This window comes from Shewanella sp. SM29 (assembly GCF_025654245.1).
In the GTDB taxonomy this organism is placed as follows: domain Bacteria; phylum Pseudomonadota; class Gammaproteobacteria; order Enterobacterales; family Shewanellaceae; genus Shewanella; species Shewanella oncorhynchi.
The window spans coordinates 139,589-154,563 of record NZ_JAKKRN010000006.1 but is presented as its reverse complement, the minus strand read 5'-3'; the positions used below and the strand labels follow the sequence as shown (position 1 = coordinate 154,563).

Genomic DNA, 14,975 nt, shown 5'->3' with positions numbered 1-14,975 from the left:
GGCTAAATTTGCCCAACGCGGTTAAAACGTAAATTTAGCCGAATTTTATAAGGTTCAAAATGTATACAATTTGATAGAGTAATTTATCACCTATCAAAACTACTATCATAAGTCGGTTATCAAAATCTCTAAAGAGATTATGGCAAATTTTTAATTTTTAGGTTTAAGGTGTATTTGATATTGAAAACAAGTTGTTACCTCGTGCATAAATCTAACTTTACACTTTTGGCGCGTTGGGCAAATTTAGCCATCAAGCAGGGCACGGTGACGGCCTCGCTGATGCTGCGCAAGCTCGGCAGCTATCCGCGCCAAAACGGCTTGGCCGTCGCCCTGCGCGAGCTGGGGCGCATCGAGCGCACGCTGTTCATTCTGGATTGGCTGCAAAGCGTGGAGCTGCGCCGCCGCGTCCATGCGGGGCTGAATAAGGGCGAGGCGCGCAACGCGCTGGCCAGGGCGGTCTTCTTCTACCGATTGGGTGAAATCCGCGACCGCAGTTTTGAGCAGCAGCGCTACCGGGCCAGCGGCCTCAATCTGGTGACGGCGGCCATCGTGTTGTGGAACACGGTCTATCTGGAGCGTGCCACCAGTGCTTTGCGTGCCCACGGCATGGCGCTGGACGACACGTTGCTGCAATATCTGTCCCCGCTGGGGTGGGAGCATATCAACCTGACCGGCGATTACCTATGGCGCAGCAGTGCCAAGGTCGGTGCGGGGAAGTTCAGGCCATTGCGACCGCTGCCACCGGCTTAGCGTGCTTTATTTTCCGTTTTCTGAGACGACCCCACTTACGTTTGCAAAAGGACATCAATGTTCTAAGCCAGCTACGTTTAGGCCAAAAAGTCCACTTCAAGGCCAAAGAAGGCCAAGTGTTCGGCGTGGTTATCAAAATCAACAAGAAATCAGTGATGGTGGTCAGCGATGATAACCGCCAGTGGAAAATCCCACCAGGACTGGTGCAGATCATGAAAGACATCTAGCCAGGATGCTTGGCAGAAATCTATAAGGCGTCAATACGTCCTAAAATGGACGCTTACCTAACAGAGGTATTTAGTCTCCTTATATAAAATCTAGGAATATACGATTTCACTCAGGTGCAGCTATTTCAGCAAAGCAGAATTAACGTCATGGCAGGCTTCCCATAGAAAAATATGTATGAGCAATTAAAACAAAAAGTACCATTGGGTACTTTTTGTTTTAATTAACGATATGATATTTATAACTATACTTTGTCTTCACCATATTCTCTACGATGTTTTTTCAAAATAGCTATCCAGCTAGAGAGGCTACTCGCACGTCTATTTATACTTGTCCTTCTAAGCCCTTTAACACACTCCCGAATAAATGGCTCTGCTGAGTCAGGATCAAGATCTGTAATATCTGCGACACCAGCCCACTTCATCCATGCCCAACCAAAATCACTGGACTCAACTCTATCGGCTAAAAACTGATATTGAGCCACTTTACTACTCTTCTGCGCTAAAACTCGACCAGCTGATGTAATTGTGTTGTTTCTGTTAAGCAAACCCAAACAACGTGCAGCATGGGTGTGATAACTAACTTGGCGATCCGAAGTTATACCGTCAATCAGTTCATGCCTTAATTCACCACCATTAACCCTATGTTTAACAATATCAACAACACGGTCAAGGCAATTTGCTTGAGGAACTTTGAGTGAATCAATTACAATATTTGTACTTTCTTCAAGCTTTTTAATTATAGGTAATAAATTACCAGAACCAATCTTAATCGGCTTCCTCAGCGTGTCAGAAGTCTTTGATTTAAGAGTTAACTCCAGCTTTTCTAAATTCACTATATCCAATAAGTCCTTTAGTCGATACGGGTCCATACCCAGCTCATCTAATCTTTCTTCAATATTATTCTTATCAGATAAAATTGATTCCAGTAACTCAATAGCAACTGCTGCTCTTTCCTGATTACTTGTACCTAACTTTACATCAAATGAACTATATCCTGCAGTTAATGGGTAAATAGCAGGTTGTTTATTCCGTTCATCTTTCATTAATAGTCGAATTATCTCACCAAATGCATCGAGAACTTTAGTTATAGCATTATCCGCAGGTGACCCTTTACCACTTCGCTTAGCGATACGTAAATTAAAATCCCATCTTGATTCAGGAGCAATCGATTGAATATCTAAAGGATCGATAGAGAAGTTAGTGGGCGGAAGATTTACTGAATGTAGGTCATCTCCACTTAGTGTTTCAACAATTGTTTTTTGGTTACGTTCTGACGCATATGTGGAAACAACTAGCAAGCGCTTAGAGTTAGAGAAAGCCTCATGGAAACTATATTCCTCACGAAGTAATTCATCGAGTATTCTTTGTGATACAGGCATATATAGCCATTTGGTGACAGTGCCTTCATCGTAATCACCACTCCAATAGACGAGATAGAGTTGTTGCAAATCATCTCTCACAGAAAAGCACTTCGGTCCAAAAAAGTCATCATAGATTTCAAAGAAACTTAATCGACCGAGAAAGGTGTCTTTTGGCAAAGTATTCATTATTCTTCAACCTCATCCTTAATGTGCTTATGAGGCTCAGCTCCTTCTTGAACCCATAATGTAACGTGGCCATTATTCTGTATAACAACAGGAATCACCCCTAGCTCTGGGCATAAATTACCACAAACGGTTTGCCAACGCCCAAACTGTTCAGGTGCTGGATAATTTTTCTCAACATTCCGAATTCTAGATAATTTAGACCAAAAGGATACGCCATAAGACATTGGTATATCTTTGGTGTAGTACACATAGTCAGGTTTTTCATCTCTGTGTCTTTGGAAGTCTATCCCTGTTGGTGGGACAGTTCTGACAAGGCGATACACTCTACCTTCAGCCGGAATTACATCGCTGCTTTTAGGAACATCTTCAGGAAAGTCTGCTGGCCAACAGTAATTTAAGCTATCGATACTCATGCTTTTTCTTATCTATCTCGCTTCCGATGCGGAGCTTTTGAGTAAAATGATATTTAATAATTTCAATACTATCATATGTTTCTTGTTAATTTATAGTGTTTATCGCAATATATCTCGAACATTTAATTGCATGGTTAAAGTTAATAATGAATAAAGAACAAGAAAGTACATCTGATCGCACAGTTACACCTTCAAAATACAGTAGACTTGCTTGGTTGGTTCCAATTTATATTTTCTCGTACTCATTGGCTGGTATCTGGGCTCTAGTGGATGGATTGCTAACAAACTTCTCTTTTATTTTAAAGCTTTGGGCAGTTGAAGATCCTCACTCAATCCCAACGTTAGTGAATTACTTAATTTTCACAATGATAGGTGCACTATTCGGTAGTGCTATTCTGGGGATAATCTCGTTTCACCGATACATTGCAATTGATAAGTCCTTCGATCCTGATCACTTGTGGGGCTTTTGGTTTTCTCCGCTATTGGCACTTTTAGTTGGAATACTTATATTTGCAATTATACAAAGCGGCCTAGTTGTTTTGTCTGGTGATCTAGCTGATGCAAAAAATCCTGAAAATGCGACTTTGGGTTATCTAGCGATAGGTGGTATAGCTGGATATAACTGGGATGTTTTTGTTAAAAAATTACAAAATCTGTCCAAAAATGTTCTAAATGCCGGAGAACTATCTTAGATGAATTCATATCACATTAAGGCCCTTAAGATGACATATGGCTTTTGAAGCCCTTAATCGTAATATATGAATGTAAGTAAACCTTGCGTAGGTTTGGGATAACCTCCTTCAGCATAAATAATATGTTTTGTAACTTTATAATTAATCATTAGTCTTACATAAAATAAGTCTTCTTTGATTGCGACACTTACACAACAAATTGAAAAATATAAAATAATATGAATACGCAACATTAAAAATTGCCTTAGGCGCAACAACTTAACCTATGGCAAGAGTACTCTGATATCACATCCCAATACTTCCGCCAACTGATAAGCCTTTTCGAGCGTGATGTTTACCTCCCCACGCTCTATTCGTCCCATATAACTACGGTCTATCTCAGTCAATAACGCAACTTTTTCTTGGGAAATACCACGCCGTTTACGTTCTTCTCGTAATTTAGCTCCAAATTGGATTGCTAAGTCTTTCATTTTTCATCTCGCTAAAGAGAAAGACTATCCAAAGTTGCGGCTTATAATGCCACGGATTATAATCCGCATTTGTAAAACCAATGCTCTTCTAATGCCTAGTACGAGCACTAAACAGCCTCTTGCGAGAACGTCATGTCTAAAGCCTCAATCAAAATATGCCCGACTTTACATACCATTCTTCAGGACGAGAGCTTCAACAATTTTCAAGTTATGAGTTTACGCGATGCTTATCTTGCTGTTTCAACTAGCAGTTTAACTGTCAGTAAAACTTACAATTTCATTTATCAGCAGGTCCACAGACTCGTGAAAAAGGGGCTCTTAGATAAAAATGTAGACCCACAGTCGAAGGAAACGACTTATCAAAAGACAACAAATTTTTTCCAAACGAATTTCATCCTGCAAAGCGCAAAAAAATCCGAAGCCGTAGAGGTAACACCTACAAATAGGGAAAAGCATAATACTATTAAACAATTAGAAGAGCGACTCAAGCAGTCAGAAATCGATTTACTTACGAGCATAGGTGAGTCGGAAGAATATATGCGCTTATACCAATCCTTTCCTGAAATGAAAGCTCATCTCGAATCACAGTATTTGTTGGCTCGTGAAACGAGCTCAAAACTGCTAGGTCAAATCAAAGCGATTAAATCAGCTATTACCCATCAGCAAAAGTAACTCCATGCAACTTAGACAATGGCAATCTGAGTGCGTCAAACGCGCTCTAAGGCACTTTCATGGTGCTCACAAACATTTCCTTTGCTTAGCAACACCTGGTGCAGGCAAATCAATTATGGCCGCCGAAGTTGCTGCGAAACTATTTGAGGATGGTCTAATCGATTTTGTGTTGTGCTTCTCTCCATCAGTGAATATCTCTCAAGGGATGAAACAGACATTTTCCAATCGTCTGGAGTGCCGATTTGATGGCGTGATAGGTTCAGTTGGTTGCTCTTATACTTACCAAGGAATGTTGGCTTTTAAAGAGGATTTTTGGCAATTACTGAGAAAAAATCGAGTCCTCGTCATCTTTGATGAGATCCATCATTGCGCAGGGAGCTCTGTTGAAGATGCAAACGCATGGGGGGAAGAAATCCTACTCAACATACAAGCCCAAGCGCAGTACACCCTAGCATTAACTGGTACGCCTTGGCGTTCAGACCAAGCGCCGATTGTTTTATCTCGATATACCGACCCTGATAATCAAATTCAATGTGACTATGTGTATGGCCTGAAGGAAGCCGTTGCCGACGGTGTGTGTCGTAGCCCCCAGATTGTACTTATTGATAATGACAACATTTCAGTTACTGACGAAGAAAACGAAACGAAGACATACAGTTGCTTAGATGACTTATTTAAATGCTCATCGATCTCATACCAGTCGGTCATCAAAAATCATGAAGCAATTCTACATACTTTATCGCTAGCAACGGACAAACTTGGGGAGATAAAACAGTCCAATCCTAATGCTGCTGGACTCATCGTCGCTTCATCAATATCGCACGCCGCATATATCTTTAATATGCTAAAAACGGAGTTTAGTGAAACAGCTCAGATAGTTACCTACAAAGAGGACGATCCCTCAACCAAGATAAATGAATTCAGAAACAGCACAACTAACTGGATCGTGAGTGTAGGCATGATAAGTGAGGGGACTGACATTCCTCGTCTGCAGGTTTGCTGCCACCTTAGTCGAGTAAAAACTGAGCTTTATTTTAGACAGGTTTTAGGTCGTATTTTACGCACTAATGATTCGCTTAATCAGCAAGCTTGGCTATACACATTTGCTGAACCAAAACTTGTAGAATTTGCCAATCGTATAGCAGAAGAAATACCCGATATCCCTGTGTTATTTACTGAGCCAATCGAGATGAAACTCAAACACGATCAACCCAAAGCCAATGATATAACAGTGACAACAAAGCCTCCGACTAATAGCAATTTTCTGAATATTGGCAGGCAATACCTCGATAAACAGACACAATCGTATTCTACAGAGATTTTCTCGGGGGAATATTTTGGCACCTCAACATCACTATCATTCGAACTCTTAGGTGGCTTTAGAGAAAAAGTTGTCTCAACTTTTAACTCGCCGTTTTAAAATCAAACCTCTAAATTATGGAGCTACCATTGTCCTCGACACTATCACCCTTGTTGCCACCAAGCTATGTATTTTATGGACGTTCATATGAGTCATCGACCGACAGGCGCTAATATCACCGCCTAAGGCGAGACGTATAAGGATAACGGGTTAACCACACAGAATAAGGACTCGATAACAGCTTGATAAACAAGTGATAAAAATATTAGCTCATTCGCTAAGGGCGGGTCATATCTGCACAACAGTCTCTTTCAAAATAAGACCTTCGCCAGCACAAATTTTCAATCAGCTATTTGCATAATAAAGTGTCAATAACCAGCAACGGGCTTGTTTAACACTTGGGATAAGGTCGCGGCTACGCGCGGCCTATCCTTATTTGTTAGCTGCCAATATTAACATACAGTTTCATAGCCCCTATTTTAAGTAAAAAATCTTCGCCCACAATCATAGGATGATATGACATACCGCCAGTCAGCTCACTAGGATGTAAAGCCAAAGCAGCACCCATCATATCTTTGATTCCATTTACTCTTCCATAAGATGTTGCAATTGAGAAATCAAGAATTTCCATTGAGGGTAATGTTAACCAAGCATGAAGACTGACACTAGGACCTTCGGCTTCGTTTTCTAGCATTGAAAACAATGACTCTTCCGTTTGCTTATACATATAATGACCATCAATTCCAACATAACCAATAGTGTAATAAATTGGGCAATTGAAATACTCAGAGAATACATTTTTCAAACGGATATTGAGCAATAAGCATTGAAGCACAATTTCGTCTTCATCGAGAATACCTAGGTTATCTCGGATTATGAAAGGTAATTCATTTTGAGCTTTTTCGCTTAAAAATCTGTTCTGGCCGGATGAAACCACATCTGGTAAAGACAAACCAAACTTACGCGTTCTTGCTAGGGCTTCTTTAAATTTTGTTTCGTACATTTTGCTTCCTTAGCATTTAACGCTAGCAGCTGTAGTAGCCAACTAAAATTGGCGCGCAGTGGAAATTTTGTCCCAGTGCCAGCGCTTGTTAGAACTCATTCCGGGACTATTGATTGGAGTTCACTACTGATAGTGATCTCATAATGCTTCATGAGATCACCGACGTTCACTCCAACCACTTTCCTCACAGCACCCAAGGAAAAATTGAGCTCTTGGAGGTCTGGATTGTCAGGCGTTGAATTCATGTAATGGCGGCAAGCTCGAACGATAGATTCGGCAATGATGGATAGCGGGGAATCTGGAGAAATTTCAGCCCGGATTCCTGTGATGAGTAGCCGCAGCTCCTTAAGAGACTCAAAGACCCTTTTGGGATCCTCCTGATCATACGGTTCAAAAAGGCTGCCTTTATCTTCCAAAAGACAAATCAATCGTTTAGCTAACTTCTCGTCCGGCCGGTGAGGAAGAAATTGAAACACTACTCTTTTTCCACCCTCGAGACAGTCCTTCATTAATGACTCATGATCACGCTTCCACTTTCGGAGATGTTCTGCGGGATAACCATGCCCACCATTCTTATCGACTAAGTCCGCGCAGGCACCACAAAGCCAAATTGCATTGGCTATTCCACTTCTTTGTTGAATTGTCTGTGACATGTCATAGCGAGGACCGCCCGGACTGGCAGCGCAAATATGAGCAGCTTCCCCTGTTTTAATTGAAAGATTCGATGCGGCTTGGTCAGGCCCGATGGTGATCCTGCGACAGTAAGGATTGCTGCAAATGTATGCAGCGCGCTCAGCAACCTTTCGCACTACAGCGGCTTTGAAGTCGTCCCGTTTAGCCATTTTTATGAGTTTTCCTCAAATGAGTTATATAGTCTCAAACACCAACAGTTGTGCAAAGATACACGAAGCTCACAATGGGGCAAAGTGAGCTAGATCGTAAAGGTAAATTACGGATAAAAATTTCTATGGTTTAAAGCCCTATTAAGGGGTAAGAAACACAATAAAAAGGCTACCACGAATTACCTTAAACAATGTTCAAGTGGAAGTAATTTTGATTACTTGTCGTAAAATTAAACTTAATTATTTCGTCTATAGAGATTCACTCTTATATCGCCAGCGAAGGCACTCTCTCTCCATGACGAAATGACATTCCTTGAATCAAGCCATTTGACCAACTCCAGATTTTCGGGAGTACTTTTCAATCTTGGTGAATTGTATCCCAATTTTATTTCTGAAAATGGTTTTGGTAGATTAGTCAGTACATGACGAACATCATCATTTGTCATAAGAGATTGATATTTGTTAAAGAGTGAAATTTGTGTCGCTACAGGTGAAGAATATCTTATCAGGGATTGCACAATATTTCGGTTAAGGCTGGGGATGTCGGTGGCAGTTTTGACAATAATTGGACCAATCAGTGCTGAGCGCTTAGGAAGATCCACAAGCAATTCTAGGTCCATCAATTTGACTAACCCAAGCTTAGCTACAATATCAATTTGTGTTCGAAGAAGGTCCTCTAGGAAATCATCGTCAAGTGCAAAACTGTCTGGTTTCGCCAGATATGTTTCAATGTTAGCGGCGACGAATAGTACCTGTAAGTCACGATTGTCAGCGAGCAAATCAAGCATTTCCTTCGTAAATGTGATTTTCTTTTCATCTATTAGAATTCGCAACTTAGTTGGTTCGAGTCCTTTTGGCAGGTACGAAAACGTCCTAGGCAAGGCACGAACATATTCTCTATAGACGACATCAGGTATCGAAATAGCCTCGAAGATGAATCGACGTAATCGAAGTGAATCATCATTGCTTGGTATGGGGTATTGCAGAATAGCAGCACGAATAACTTCTCGATCAAAATATCCAATTAGGCTATCTGCCTCGAACACGTTACCTTCGATGAAAGCAAGACAGTTCTCCCAAGTTGGTTCAATCTTACCTAATTGGAACAGCATTGAGTGCAACCTCTCGGGTACATCTTCTAGGGTTGGCAACAGTGTCATCTGTCGTTCAAGAAACATCCGAATATCATCTTGATCAAATGTATTGCATTGAATCACTCTGAGGATAGCTGAAGCATCCTCTCTAGAGTTTTCTTCAAGTTCCAAAAGGATATCACATAGGTAGCGTTCGAAATTGTTTTCGATCCGCTTCAATAGCGCAGTGTTACTTGTCGAACGTATAGTAGTGAAGTTCCTCGTTCGTAGTGGCTCGAGATCATTCTCTCCTAAAATAACTTGGTAGATGTATTCCAAGTTTGCGATCGTAAGTTCGAAAAGTCCCTCTTCGAACATGAAGCGTACAATTTCAGGATATTCTTTGACTGCAGCCAGATCTTTGACTTCAACGTCGAGGCATGCAAGGCGTTCCGGTGCTAGTTCAGGTAAATTAACCAGAATATCTGGAAGATTCTCCGAAACAAATTCTGATAGCTCGTCAAAATCCCTCGCGAGCATTTTAAGCGAGTTTTCTGGTAGACTCGCGACCAATTGTGTGACATGGGAGAGATTGTTAGGGCTAGCTATGATTGCTGGGACAAAACCATCCCATACGTTGGTAAGTCCTAAAAGAAGTCTTTCTATATTACAACCGCTTGTGTAATAGGAATCTAAAAAGTCTTCGCAGCTCTCAAACTTCGACGAGAGATACAGGAAAAGCTTTTGTGTTTGGTTGGCGTAACGGCTACGCTCCGCCAAAAGACAATCAACAAGCTTGACGTTTAAGACATAGCTTTGCCTGAAATCCTCATCTCGCATAGCTGCAATAACTTCTTGCGGATTATCGAGTGGGAAACCTGGCTCTGGAGTGACGAATGCCCGTATCTGGATCAGAAATTTGTTGTCATTGGGTGACAAACGACCAGAGTGAAAGAGTGAGGTGTATTGATAGTAAGTATCGTCAATATGGCCTTCTAGGAGCAGAAAACGAGCAAGTTCTCCGTTTTCCCCGAAGGTTTGAAAATGATCCGGCACGCTCTTGATGTTCAAACGTAGAAGCTCGTTGAGCTTAGTCGTGCGTAGCGTTGTAATCTTTAATCTGAGCTCACTTATCCTACGTAAGATCTTGTTCTTATTATCAGCCGCCTTACTTTCTATCTCCACTTTACGTTGCAGGTAAGATCTGTGAGCATCCACCTCGCTTTGTAATTTAGAAGCATCGAAGTGATTTAGATGACCATAGTCGTTGCGGCAGAACAGACGAGAAGTCTCAAACAGTTTCTCGAATGCATCGTGGCTGACCAGTTGAGAAAGCGAACACCATGTCTGCTGATCATGACTAACGCTGATAGTATTCGCTGGAAGCTTCTCAACCAGAGCCATAGCGTAGATTTGCCGCAACTCTCTCAGGTCCGAAGGCGTCTGCCGCTCCGCGATTTCAAGCCTCTCTTCAAGTCCTGTGATCTCGGTCCTATACGTCACTTCAGCAGGTCTAATAAGTTCGTCTTTTAAGTTCAGTATTTTAGCGAGATTACCCGCGCCGCGGTGCAGTTGCTCAAAATCACTTGGATAAACGTTTTTATAGATCAGAATCGCAAGAAGCTTGTTGGCATCTAGCAGATTCTCCCCAGTAGTTTCCAAATTAGCCACATAAATAGCGTATTCATTAAAGATGTTTCGAATCAACCTCAGGTCGTTCAGGTATCGTGATACCTCTCTCAGAAACTGCCGATCAAGGCGTCCGTCGAGCTCAAGTCTCCTTCCCTGATCCAATACCATGTCGATCGAATTCGATGTGTTGATGATAGGTATCACTGGAATGATGAACTCAAAGAACTTGGTTCGTTCAGTGTTGACAAACATGTCGTCACGCAAGGCGTATAGGAATCTGATCGTGCGTTTCACACCTGCGTTTTCGTTTACAAGACTATTAATTTCACGCAGTGTGACGAAAATATCCGCATTATTAAATCGGTCTAAATCCTCAATAATGACAAGATCGTATTTGGTTGATTGGAAAAAGTAGACTATTTCGTCTAGATGGCGATTCAATATGGACGCCTGATCATCAGATGCAGGCTTAATCTCAACGTCTTTTAACGAGATACTTTTGAGTGACAAACCGAAACTTGCCACATAAAAGTGATGCAGTATCGCCCAAAGAAATGTTACCGCGAACAAGAATATCCCCAGATGGAACCAATTGCTGAGCTCGAACGGAACGAAAAATTTACCGCTGATGATATCTTCTCGCTGATGAAATACATACAAAAGTGCGAGAATTCCAAACATGATGTAAAGAGATTTAAAAATAGACCAAACACCAGGCGACTGGATTCTTTTGAACCGCGATAGAGGAAGTTTATTTGCGTCAGCACCGTACAATATTTGCTGCAAAATACTTCTCTCAATCTCTTGACGGCTTACCTTTCCTGTAACCGAATCAGCTTCAGGAACGAAAGAAGCTAAAGAGATATGAAGTGCATTTCTCCGATACTTTTTCAAGAAGGATTGGATTATGCTGCTCTTTCCAGAACCATAGGGGCCAGTTAAGGCAATATTGAAGACCTTAGCATTGTTCGTCGCAAATAAAATCGCTTTGGAATATACGCCACCTTTGTCGGCCTCATCAGTTGGCGCAAGGTCTACAAACTTCGATTGCATATCAGTGGAGCCGTTATTGCGTTCTAGCCAAGTCACAATTCGATTAAGACTTCTGACAAGCCAATCTGTTAGGGCGGTTTTTATTTTAATCATACGATGCTGAATTAACGTAACCCTCAAGAATCTAAAATACACTAAAGGCAATATCTATTTGAACAGCCACTTTAATGGCACTTCTCCATTTAGGTCTATAGCGTTCATGAATTAGAGCTAATGAATCACCATCAACACTTTAGTTACTTTGTAGCATTACTAAAATTTGCGCAATTTTTAGATAGCTGAATGCGCCTCAAATCACGTTTGGAGAAAATGTATTTGAAGAATTTCTAATGAAAGAATGCCCTGCGCAAAGATAGGCGATCAGCTCAAGGTTGTCATGAACATTTTCAAGGCAACATTTGCCAAAAAATAGTACATCATAAAGAGTATGGTACTATTTTTTTATTTAACCATTTCAGAGGCTAAAGTATATTAGTACAGTAAAAGAGCTACTAATTCCGAGTCCGCGTTCTCACTACGGTCGCCCTGCGCCGCCGCTTCTTGGACTTTAAGGGTGATTTGCGGCCGATATTCCTTCCACAAATACTTCAATTCTTTATCTAAAGTTTGCCAACCCTGTCGGGTGATCAAATGCGCTTTCATACTCATTACTCAATCGTTGGATTAAACGACCACAATTGATGCGGGATAATATATTAGACTGATGATACTCAGACTGGACGCTAAAGTTAACTCACTAAATCATCTCTGTGCATAATGGCTTTTAAATCACCTCTTTTACTGATGCCAATTTAGTTACAATTTCAGCTATAGCGTGAATAAACGCGAGTATTCCCATGCAATTTCATTTGCTTAGTATTAACATTGGGCAATCAATGTCAGCATTTATCGCATTCAAGTTACTAAGGTGAGCTAGTCGCCTTGGTTGAATGCGGCTATATTAGGCAGATTCGTTTTCAATTTCAGCCAGTTGGTTAATCTTAACTGTTTCTCGTCAGTAGAATAAGCACCAATCTGAGCAATTAAAGGACATCCCATGGGACAAGAAACCTCGAAAATCCTCGTCGTCGATGATGATATGCGCCTGCGAGCGTTACTCGAGCGTTACCTGATGGAGCAAGGTTATCAGGTGCGCAGCGCGGCCAATGCCGAGCAGATGGACCGCCTATTAGAACGTGAAAACTTCCATTTACTCGTGCTCGACTTGATGTTGCCCGGTGAAGATGGCCTGTCTATCTGTCGTAGGCTGCGCCAGCAAGGTAACCCCATTCCGATCGTGATGCTGACGGCCAAGGGCGATGAAGTCGACCGCATTATTGGTTTAGAGTTGGGCGCTGACGATTATCTGCCAAAACCTTTCAATCCACGGGAATTACTTGCGCGGATCAAAGCCGTGATGCGTCGCCAAACCCAAGATGTGCCCGGTGCGCCCGCTCAGCAGGAAGCACAGATTAGCTTCGGTGAGTTCTCGCTGGATTTAGCGACCCGTGAGATGTACCACGGCGACGAATCCATCGCACTCACTAGCGGTGAGTTTGCCGTACTTAAAGTGCTCGTCACCCATCCACGCGAGCCCTTGTCTCGGGATAAGTTGATGAACCTCGCCCGTGGCCGCGATTATTCAGCGCTAGAACGCTCCATCGACGTGCAAGTGTCACGTCTGCGGCGTTTAATCGAAAAAGACCCTGCGAATCCGCGCTACATTCAAACGGTGTGGGGTTTAGGTTATGTGTTTGTGCCCGATGGCGCAGCGCGTCGATGAGCCGCGTTGCCATCTTAATCTGCTGCAGTTATTGAGCCCCCGATGAAAGCTAAGTTTTGGTGGCGGTTTGTGCCTCGCAGCGCGTTTAGTCAAACCGTGATGCTGATTGGTTGCCTATTACTGATCAATCAGCTGGTGTCTTACGTCACGGTCGCCGTCTATGTACTTAAGCCAAGTTACCAACAAATCAATCAGTTAATCGCTCGCCAAGTCAAATTACTGTTTGTCGACGGCATAGATATTGGCCGCGAACACTTAACCATAGTCGATGCCCTTAATGCCAAAGTCCACGACGATGGCATGAAAATCTACAATCAACAGCAAGCGCATGAAGCGGGTATTGAGCAAGCCACTTACTATGGTTTCTGGTCATCGCAGATGTCGGAATATCTTGGCGGCGATGCTGAAGTCCGCGTCACCCATGGCAGCGTATTACAGATTTGGATCCGTCCACCACAGGCGCCCTCGATTTGGATAAAAGTGCCACTTATCGGCCAAAATGTTTCAGATCTTTCGCCACTCACCCTTTATTTAATGGTGATTGGCGCACTCAGTGTCGCTGGGGGATGGTGGTTTGCTCGCCAGCAAAACCGCCCACTTAGGCGACTACAAAAAGCTGCGATTTCAGTCTCCCGCGGTGAATTTCCCGATCCCTTGCCGCTAAAAGGTTCGAGTGAAATTGTCGAAGTTACCAATGCTTTCAACCAGATGGCACACAGCATGAAGCAACTGGAGCAGGACAGAGCGCTATTGATGGCGGGGATCTCCCACGATTTGCGCACGCCGCTCACCCGTATTCGCCTCGCCTCTGAGATGATGGTTGAAGAAGATCAATATCTTAAAGATGGCATAGTCAACGATATCGAAGATATGGACGCCATCATCAGCCAATTTATTGCGTATATTCGCCAAGATCAGGAAACCAGCCGTGAGCTAGGGCAAATCAATAAACTCATTCAAGATGTCGCTCAAGCAGAAGCCAATCGCGCCGGTGAAATAGAAGTGGTGTTAACTGACTGCCCCGAAGCCCAATTCCAAGCGATTGCCATCAAGCGGGTACTGAGTAACTTAGTCGAAAATGCCTTTCGCTATGGTTCTGGCTGGATCCGCATTAGCTCACAGTTCGATGGCAAGCGTGTCGGTTTTAGCGTTGAAGATAACGGCCCAGGGATCGATGAGTCGCAAATTACCAAATTATTTCAACCATTTACCCAAGGTGATATCGCCCGTGGTAGTGTTGGTTCGGGCCTAGGCCTCGCCATTATCAAACGGATTATAGATAGACACCAAGGGCAAATTACCCTCTCCAACCGCGCCGAAGGCGGTTTAAAAGCCCAAGTGTGGCTGCCGCTGGAATAACGCGAGATCACATATTTGCAAATCAAATGACAACGCTGACATCCAAGTGAGCACTTGTCATATTAATATCACCTTAAATTCATAAACTCAGAACAGTTACTGGCTCTGACCATTATGAAG

The 14,975-nt window shown here is 42.6% G+C and carries 12 protein-coding genes and 2 pseudogenes; 7 read left to right on the top strand and 7 right to left on the bottom strand.

Translation table 11 applies throughout. From position 1 onward, the window contains the following. Positions 1-246 precede the first annotated feature (246 nt). Positions 247-750: pseudogene (locus L5L77_RS06245) on the top strand (Tn3 family transposase); the annotation flags it as partial. A 41-nt stretch (positions 751-791) separates the two neighbouring features. After that, on the top strand, positions 792-977 hold the full coding sequence (locus L5L77_RS06240; protein ID WP_263222343.1) for a transposase: 186 nt from the start codon (positions 792-794) through the stop codon (positions 975-977). 242 nt (positions 978-1,219) lie between these two features. Here the strand turns inward: L5L77_RS06240 and L5L77_RS06235 are convergent, their stop codons facing one another. Further along, positions 1,220-2,524, bottom strand: a complete 1,305-nt coding sequence (locus tag L5L77_RS06235; RefSeq protein ID WP_263222341.1) for a DUF6575 domain-containing protein — start codon at positions 2,522-2,524, stop codon at positions 1,220-1,222. Continuing rightward, positions 2,524-2,937 (bottom strand): hypothetical protein, encoded by a 414-nt coding sequence (locus tag L5L77_RS06230; protein WP_263222340.1) that lies wholly within the window; start codon positions 2,935-2,937, stop codon positions 2,524-2,526. The genes L5L77_RS06235 and L5L77_RS06230 overlap by 1 nt, the downstream gene beginning before the upstream one ends. A 146-nt stretch (positions 2,938-3,083) precedes the next feature. Between L5L77_RS06230 and L5L77_RS06225 the strand changes: the two genes are divergently transcribed. Then, positions 3,084-3,629, top strand: coding sequence for a hypothetical protein (locus tag L5L77_RS06225; protein WP_263222337.1), 546 nt, complete (start codon positions 3,084-3,086; stop codon positions 3,627-3,629). A gap of 263 nt (positions 3,630-3,892) precedes the next feature. Here L5L77_RS06225 and L5L77_RS06220 read toward each other — a convergent pair whose 3' ends face one another. Beyond that, complete coding sequence (locus L5L77_RS06220) at positions 3,893-4,099, bottom strand: helix-turn-helix domain-containing protein (RefSeq protein WP_263222334.1); 207 nt, start codon at positions 4,097-4,099, stop codon at positions 3,893-3,895. A gap of 132 nt (positions 4,100-4,231) precedes the next feature. On the opposite strand from L5L77_RS06220, the gene L5L77_RS06215 reads away from it, so the two are divergent. Further along, a complete protein-coding gene (locus L5L77_RS06215; RefSeq protein ID WP_263222332.1) occupies positions 4,232-4,771 on the top strand; it encodes a response regulator in 540 nt (179 codons plus the stop codon). 4 nt (positions 4,772-4,775) lie between these two features. Beyond that, entirely contained in the window at positions 4,776-6,191 is a 1,416-nt protein-coding gene (locus L5L77_RS06210; RefSeq protein ID WP_263222330.1) for a DEAD/DEAH box helicase, read from the top strand. A 379-nt stretch (positions 6,192-6,570) separates the two neighbouring features. Here L5L77_RS06210 and L5L77_RS06205 read toward each other — a convergent pair whose 3' ends face one another. The 4 genes and pseudogenes from L5L77_RS06205 to L5L77_RS06190 form a co-directional block, all read right to left on the bottom strand. Continuing rightward, on the bottom strand, positions 6,571-7,134 hold the full coding sequence (locus tag L5L77_RS06205) for a hypothetical protein (RefSeq protein ID WP_263222327.1): 564 nt from the start codon (positions 7,132-7,134) through the stop codon (positions 6,571-6,573). 95 nt (positions 7,135-7,229) lie between these two features. Then, a complete protein-coding gene (locus L5L77_RS06200) occupies positions 7,230-7,976 on the bottom strand; it encodes a hypothetical protein (protein ID WP_263222325.1) in 747 nt (248 codons plus the stop codon). A 236-nt stretch (positions 7,977-8,212) separates the two neighbouring features. Further along, positions 8,213-11,734, bottom strand: coding sequence for an ATP-binding protein (locus tag L5L77_RS06195; protein WP_263222323.1), 3,522 nt, complete (start codon positions 11,732-11,734; stop codon positions 8,213-8,215). Positions 11,735-12,235: 501 nt separating this feature from the next. Next, positions 12,236-12,376 (bottom strand): annotated as a pseudogene (locus L5L77_RS06190) (transcription elongation factor GreB); the annotation flags it as partial. A 394-nt stretch (positions 12,377-12,770) separates the two neighbouring features. Between L5L77_RS06190 and ompR the strand changes: the two are divergent. Then, positions 12,771-13,496 (top strand): two-component system response regulator OmpR, encoded by a 726-nt coding sequence (ompR, locus tag L5L77_RS06185; protein WP_006079507.1) that lies wholly within the window; start codon positions 12,771-12,773, stop codon positions 13,494-13,496. Positions 13,497-13,538: 42 nt separating this feature from the next. After that, positions 13,539-14,855: a two-component system sensor histidine kinase EnvZ gene (envZ, locus tag L5L77_RS06180; protein WP_263222321.1), complete on the top strand. Its 1,317-nt coding sequence runs from the start codon at positions 13,539-13,541 to the stop codon at positions 14,853-14,855. Positions 14,856-14,975: the final 120 nt, after the last annotated feature.

Bases quoted from the DNA above. Each gene is read 5' to 3' on its own strand.
- L5L77_RS06235 (WP_263222341.1), bottom strand. From the start codon at position 2,524: ATGAATACTTTGCCAAAAGACACCTTTCTCGGTCGATTAAGTTTCTTT.
- L5L77_RS06205 (WP_263222327.1), bottom strand. From the start codon at position 7,134: ATGTACGAAACAAAATTTAAAGAAGCCCTAGCAAGAACGCGTAAGTTT.
- L5L77_RS06220 (WP_263222334.1), bottom strand. From the start codon at position 4,099: ATGAAAGACTTAGCAATCCAATTTGGAGCTAAATTACGAGAAGAACGT.
- L5L77_RS06200 (WP_263222325.1), bottom strand. From the start codon at position 7,976: ATGGCTAAACGGGACGACTTCAAAGCCGCTGTAGTGCGAAAGGTTGCT.
- L5L77_RS06195 (WP_263222323.1), bottom strand. From the start codon at position 11,734: ATGCAATCGAAGTTTGTAGACCTTGCGCCAACTGATGAGGCCGACAAA.
- L5L77_RS06225 (WP_263222337.1), top strand. From the start codon at position 3,084: ATGAATAAAGAACAAGAAAGTACATCTGATCGCACAGTTACACCTTCA.
- L5L77_RS06215 (WP_263222332.1), top strand. From the start codon at position 4,232: ATGTCTAAAGCCTCAATCAAAATATGCCCGACTTTACATACCATTCTT.
- L5L77_RS06230 (WP_263222340.1), bottom strand. From the start codon at position 2,937: ATGAGTATCGATAGCTTAAATTACTGTTGGCCAGCAGACTTTCCTGAA.
- L5L77_RS06210 (WP_263222330.1), top strand. From the start codon at position 4,776: ATGCAACTTAGACAATGGCAATCTGAGTGCGTCAAACGCGCTCTAAGG.
- envZ (WP_263222321.1), top strand. From the start codon at position 13,539: ATGAAAGCTAAGTTTTGGTGGCGGTTTGTGCCTCGCAGCGCGTTTAGT.
- ompR (WP_006079507.1), top strand. From the start codon at position 12,771: ATGGGACAAGAAACCTCGAAAATCCTCGTCGTCGATGATGATATGCGC.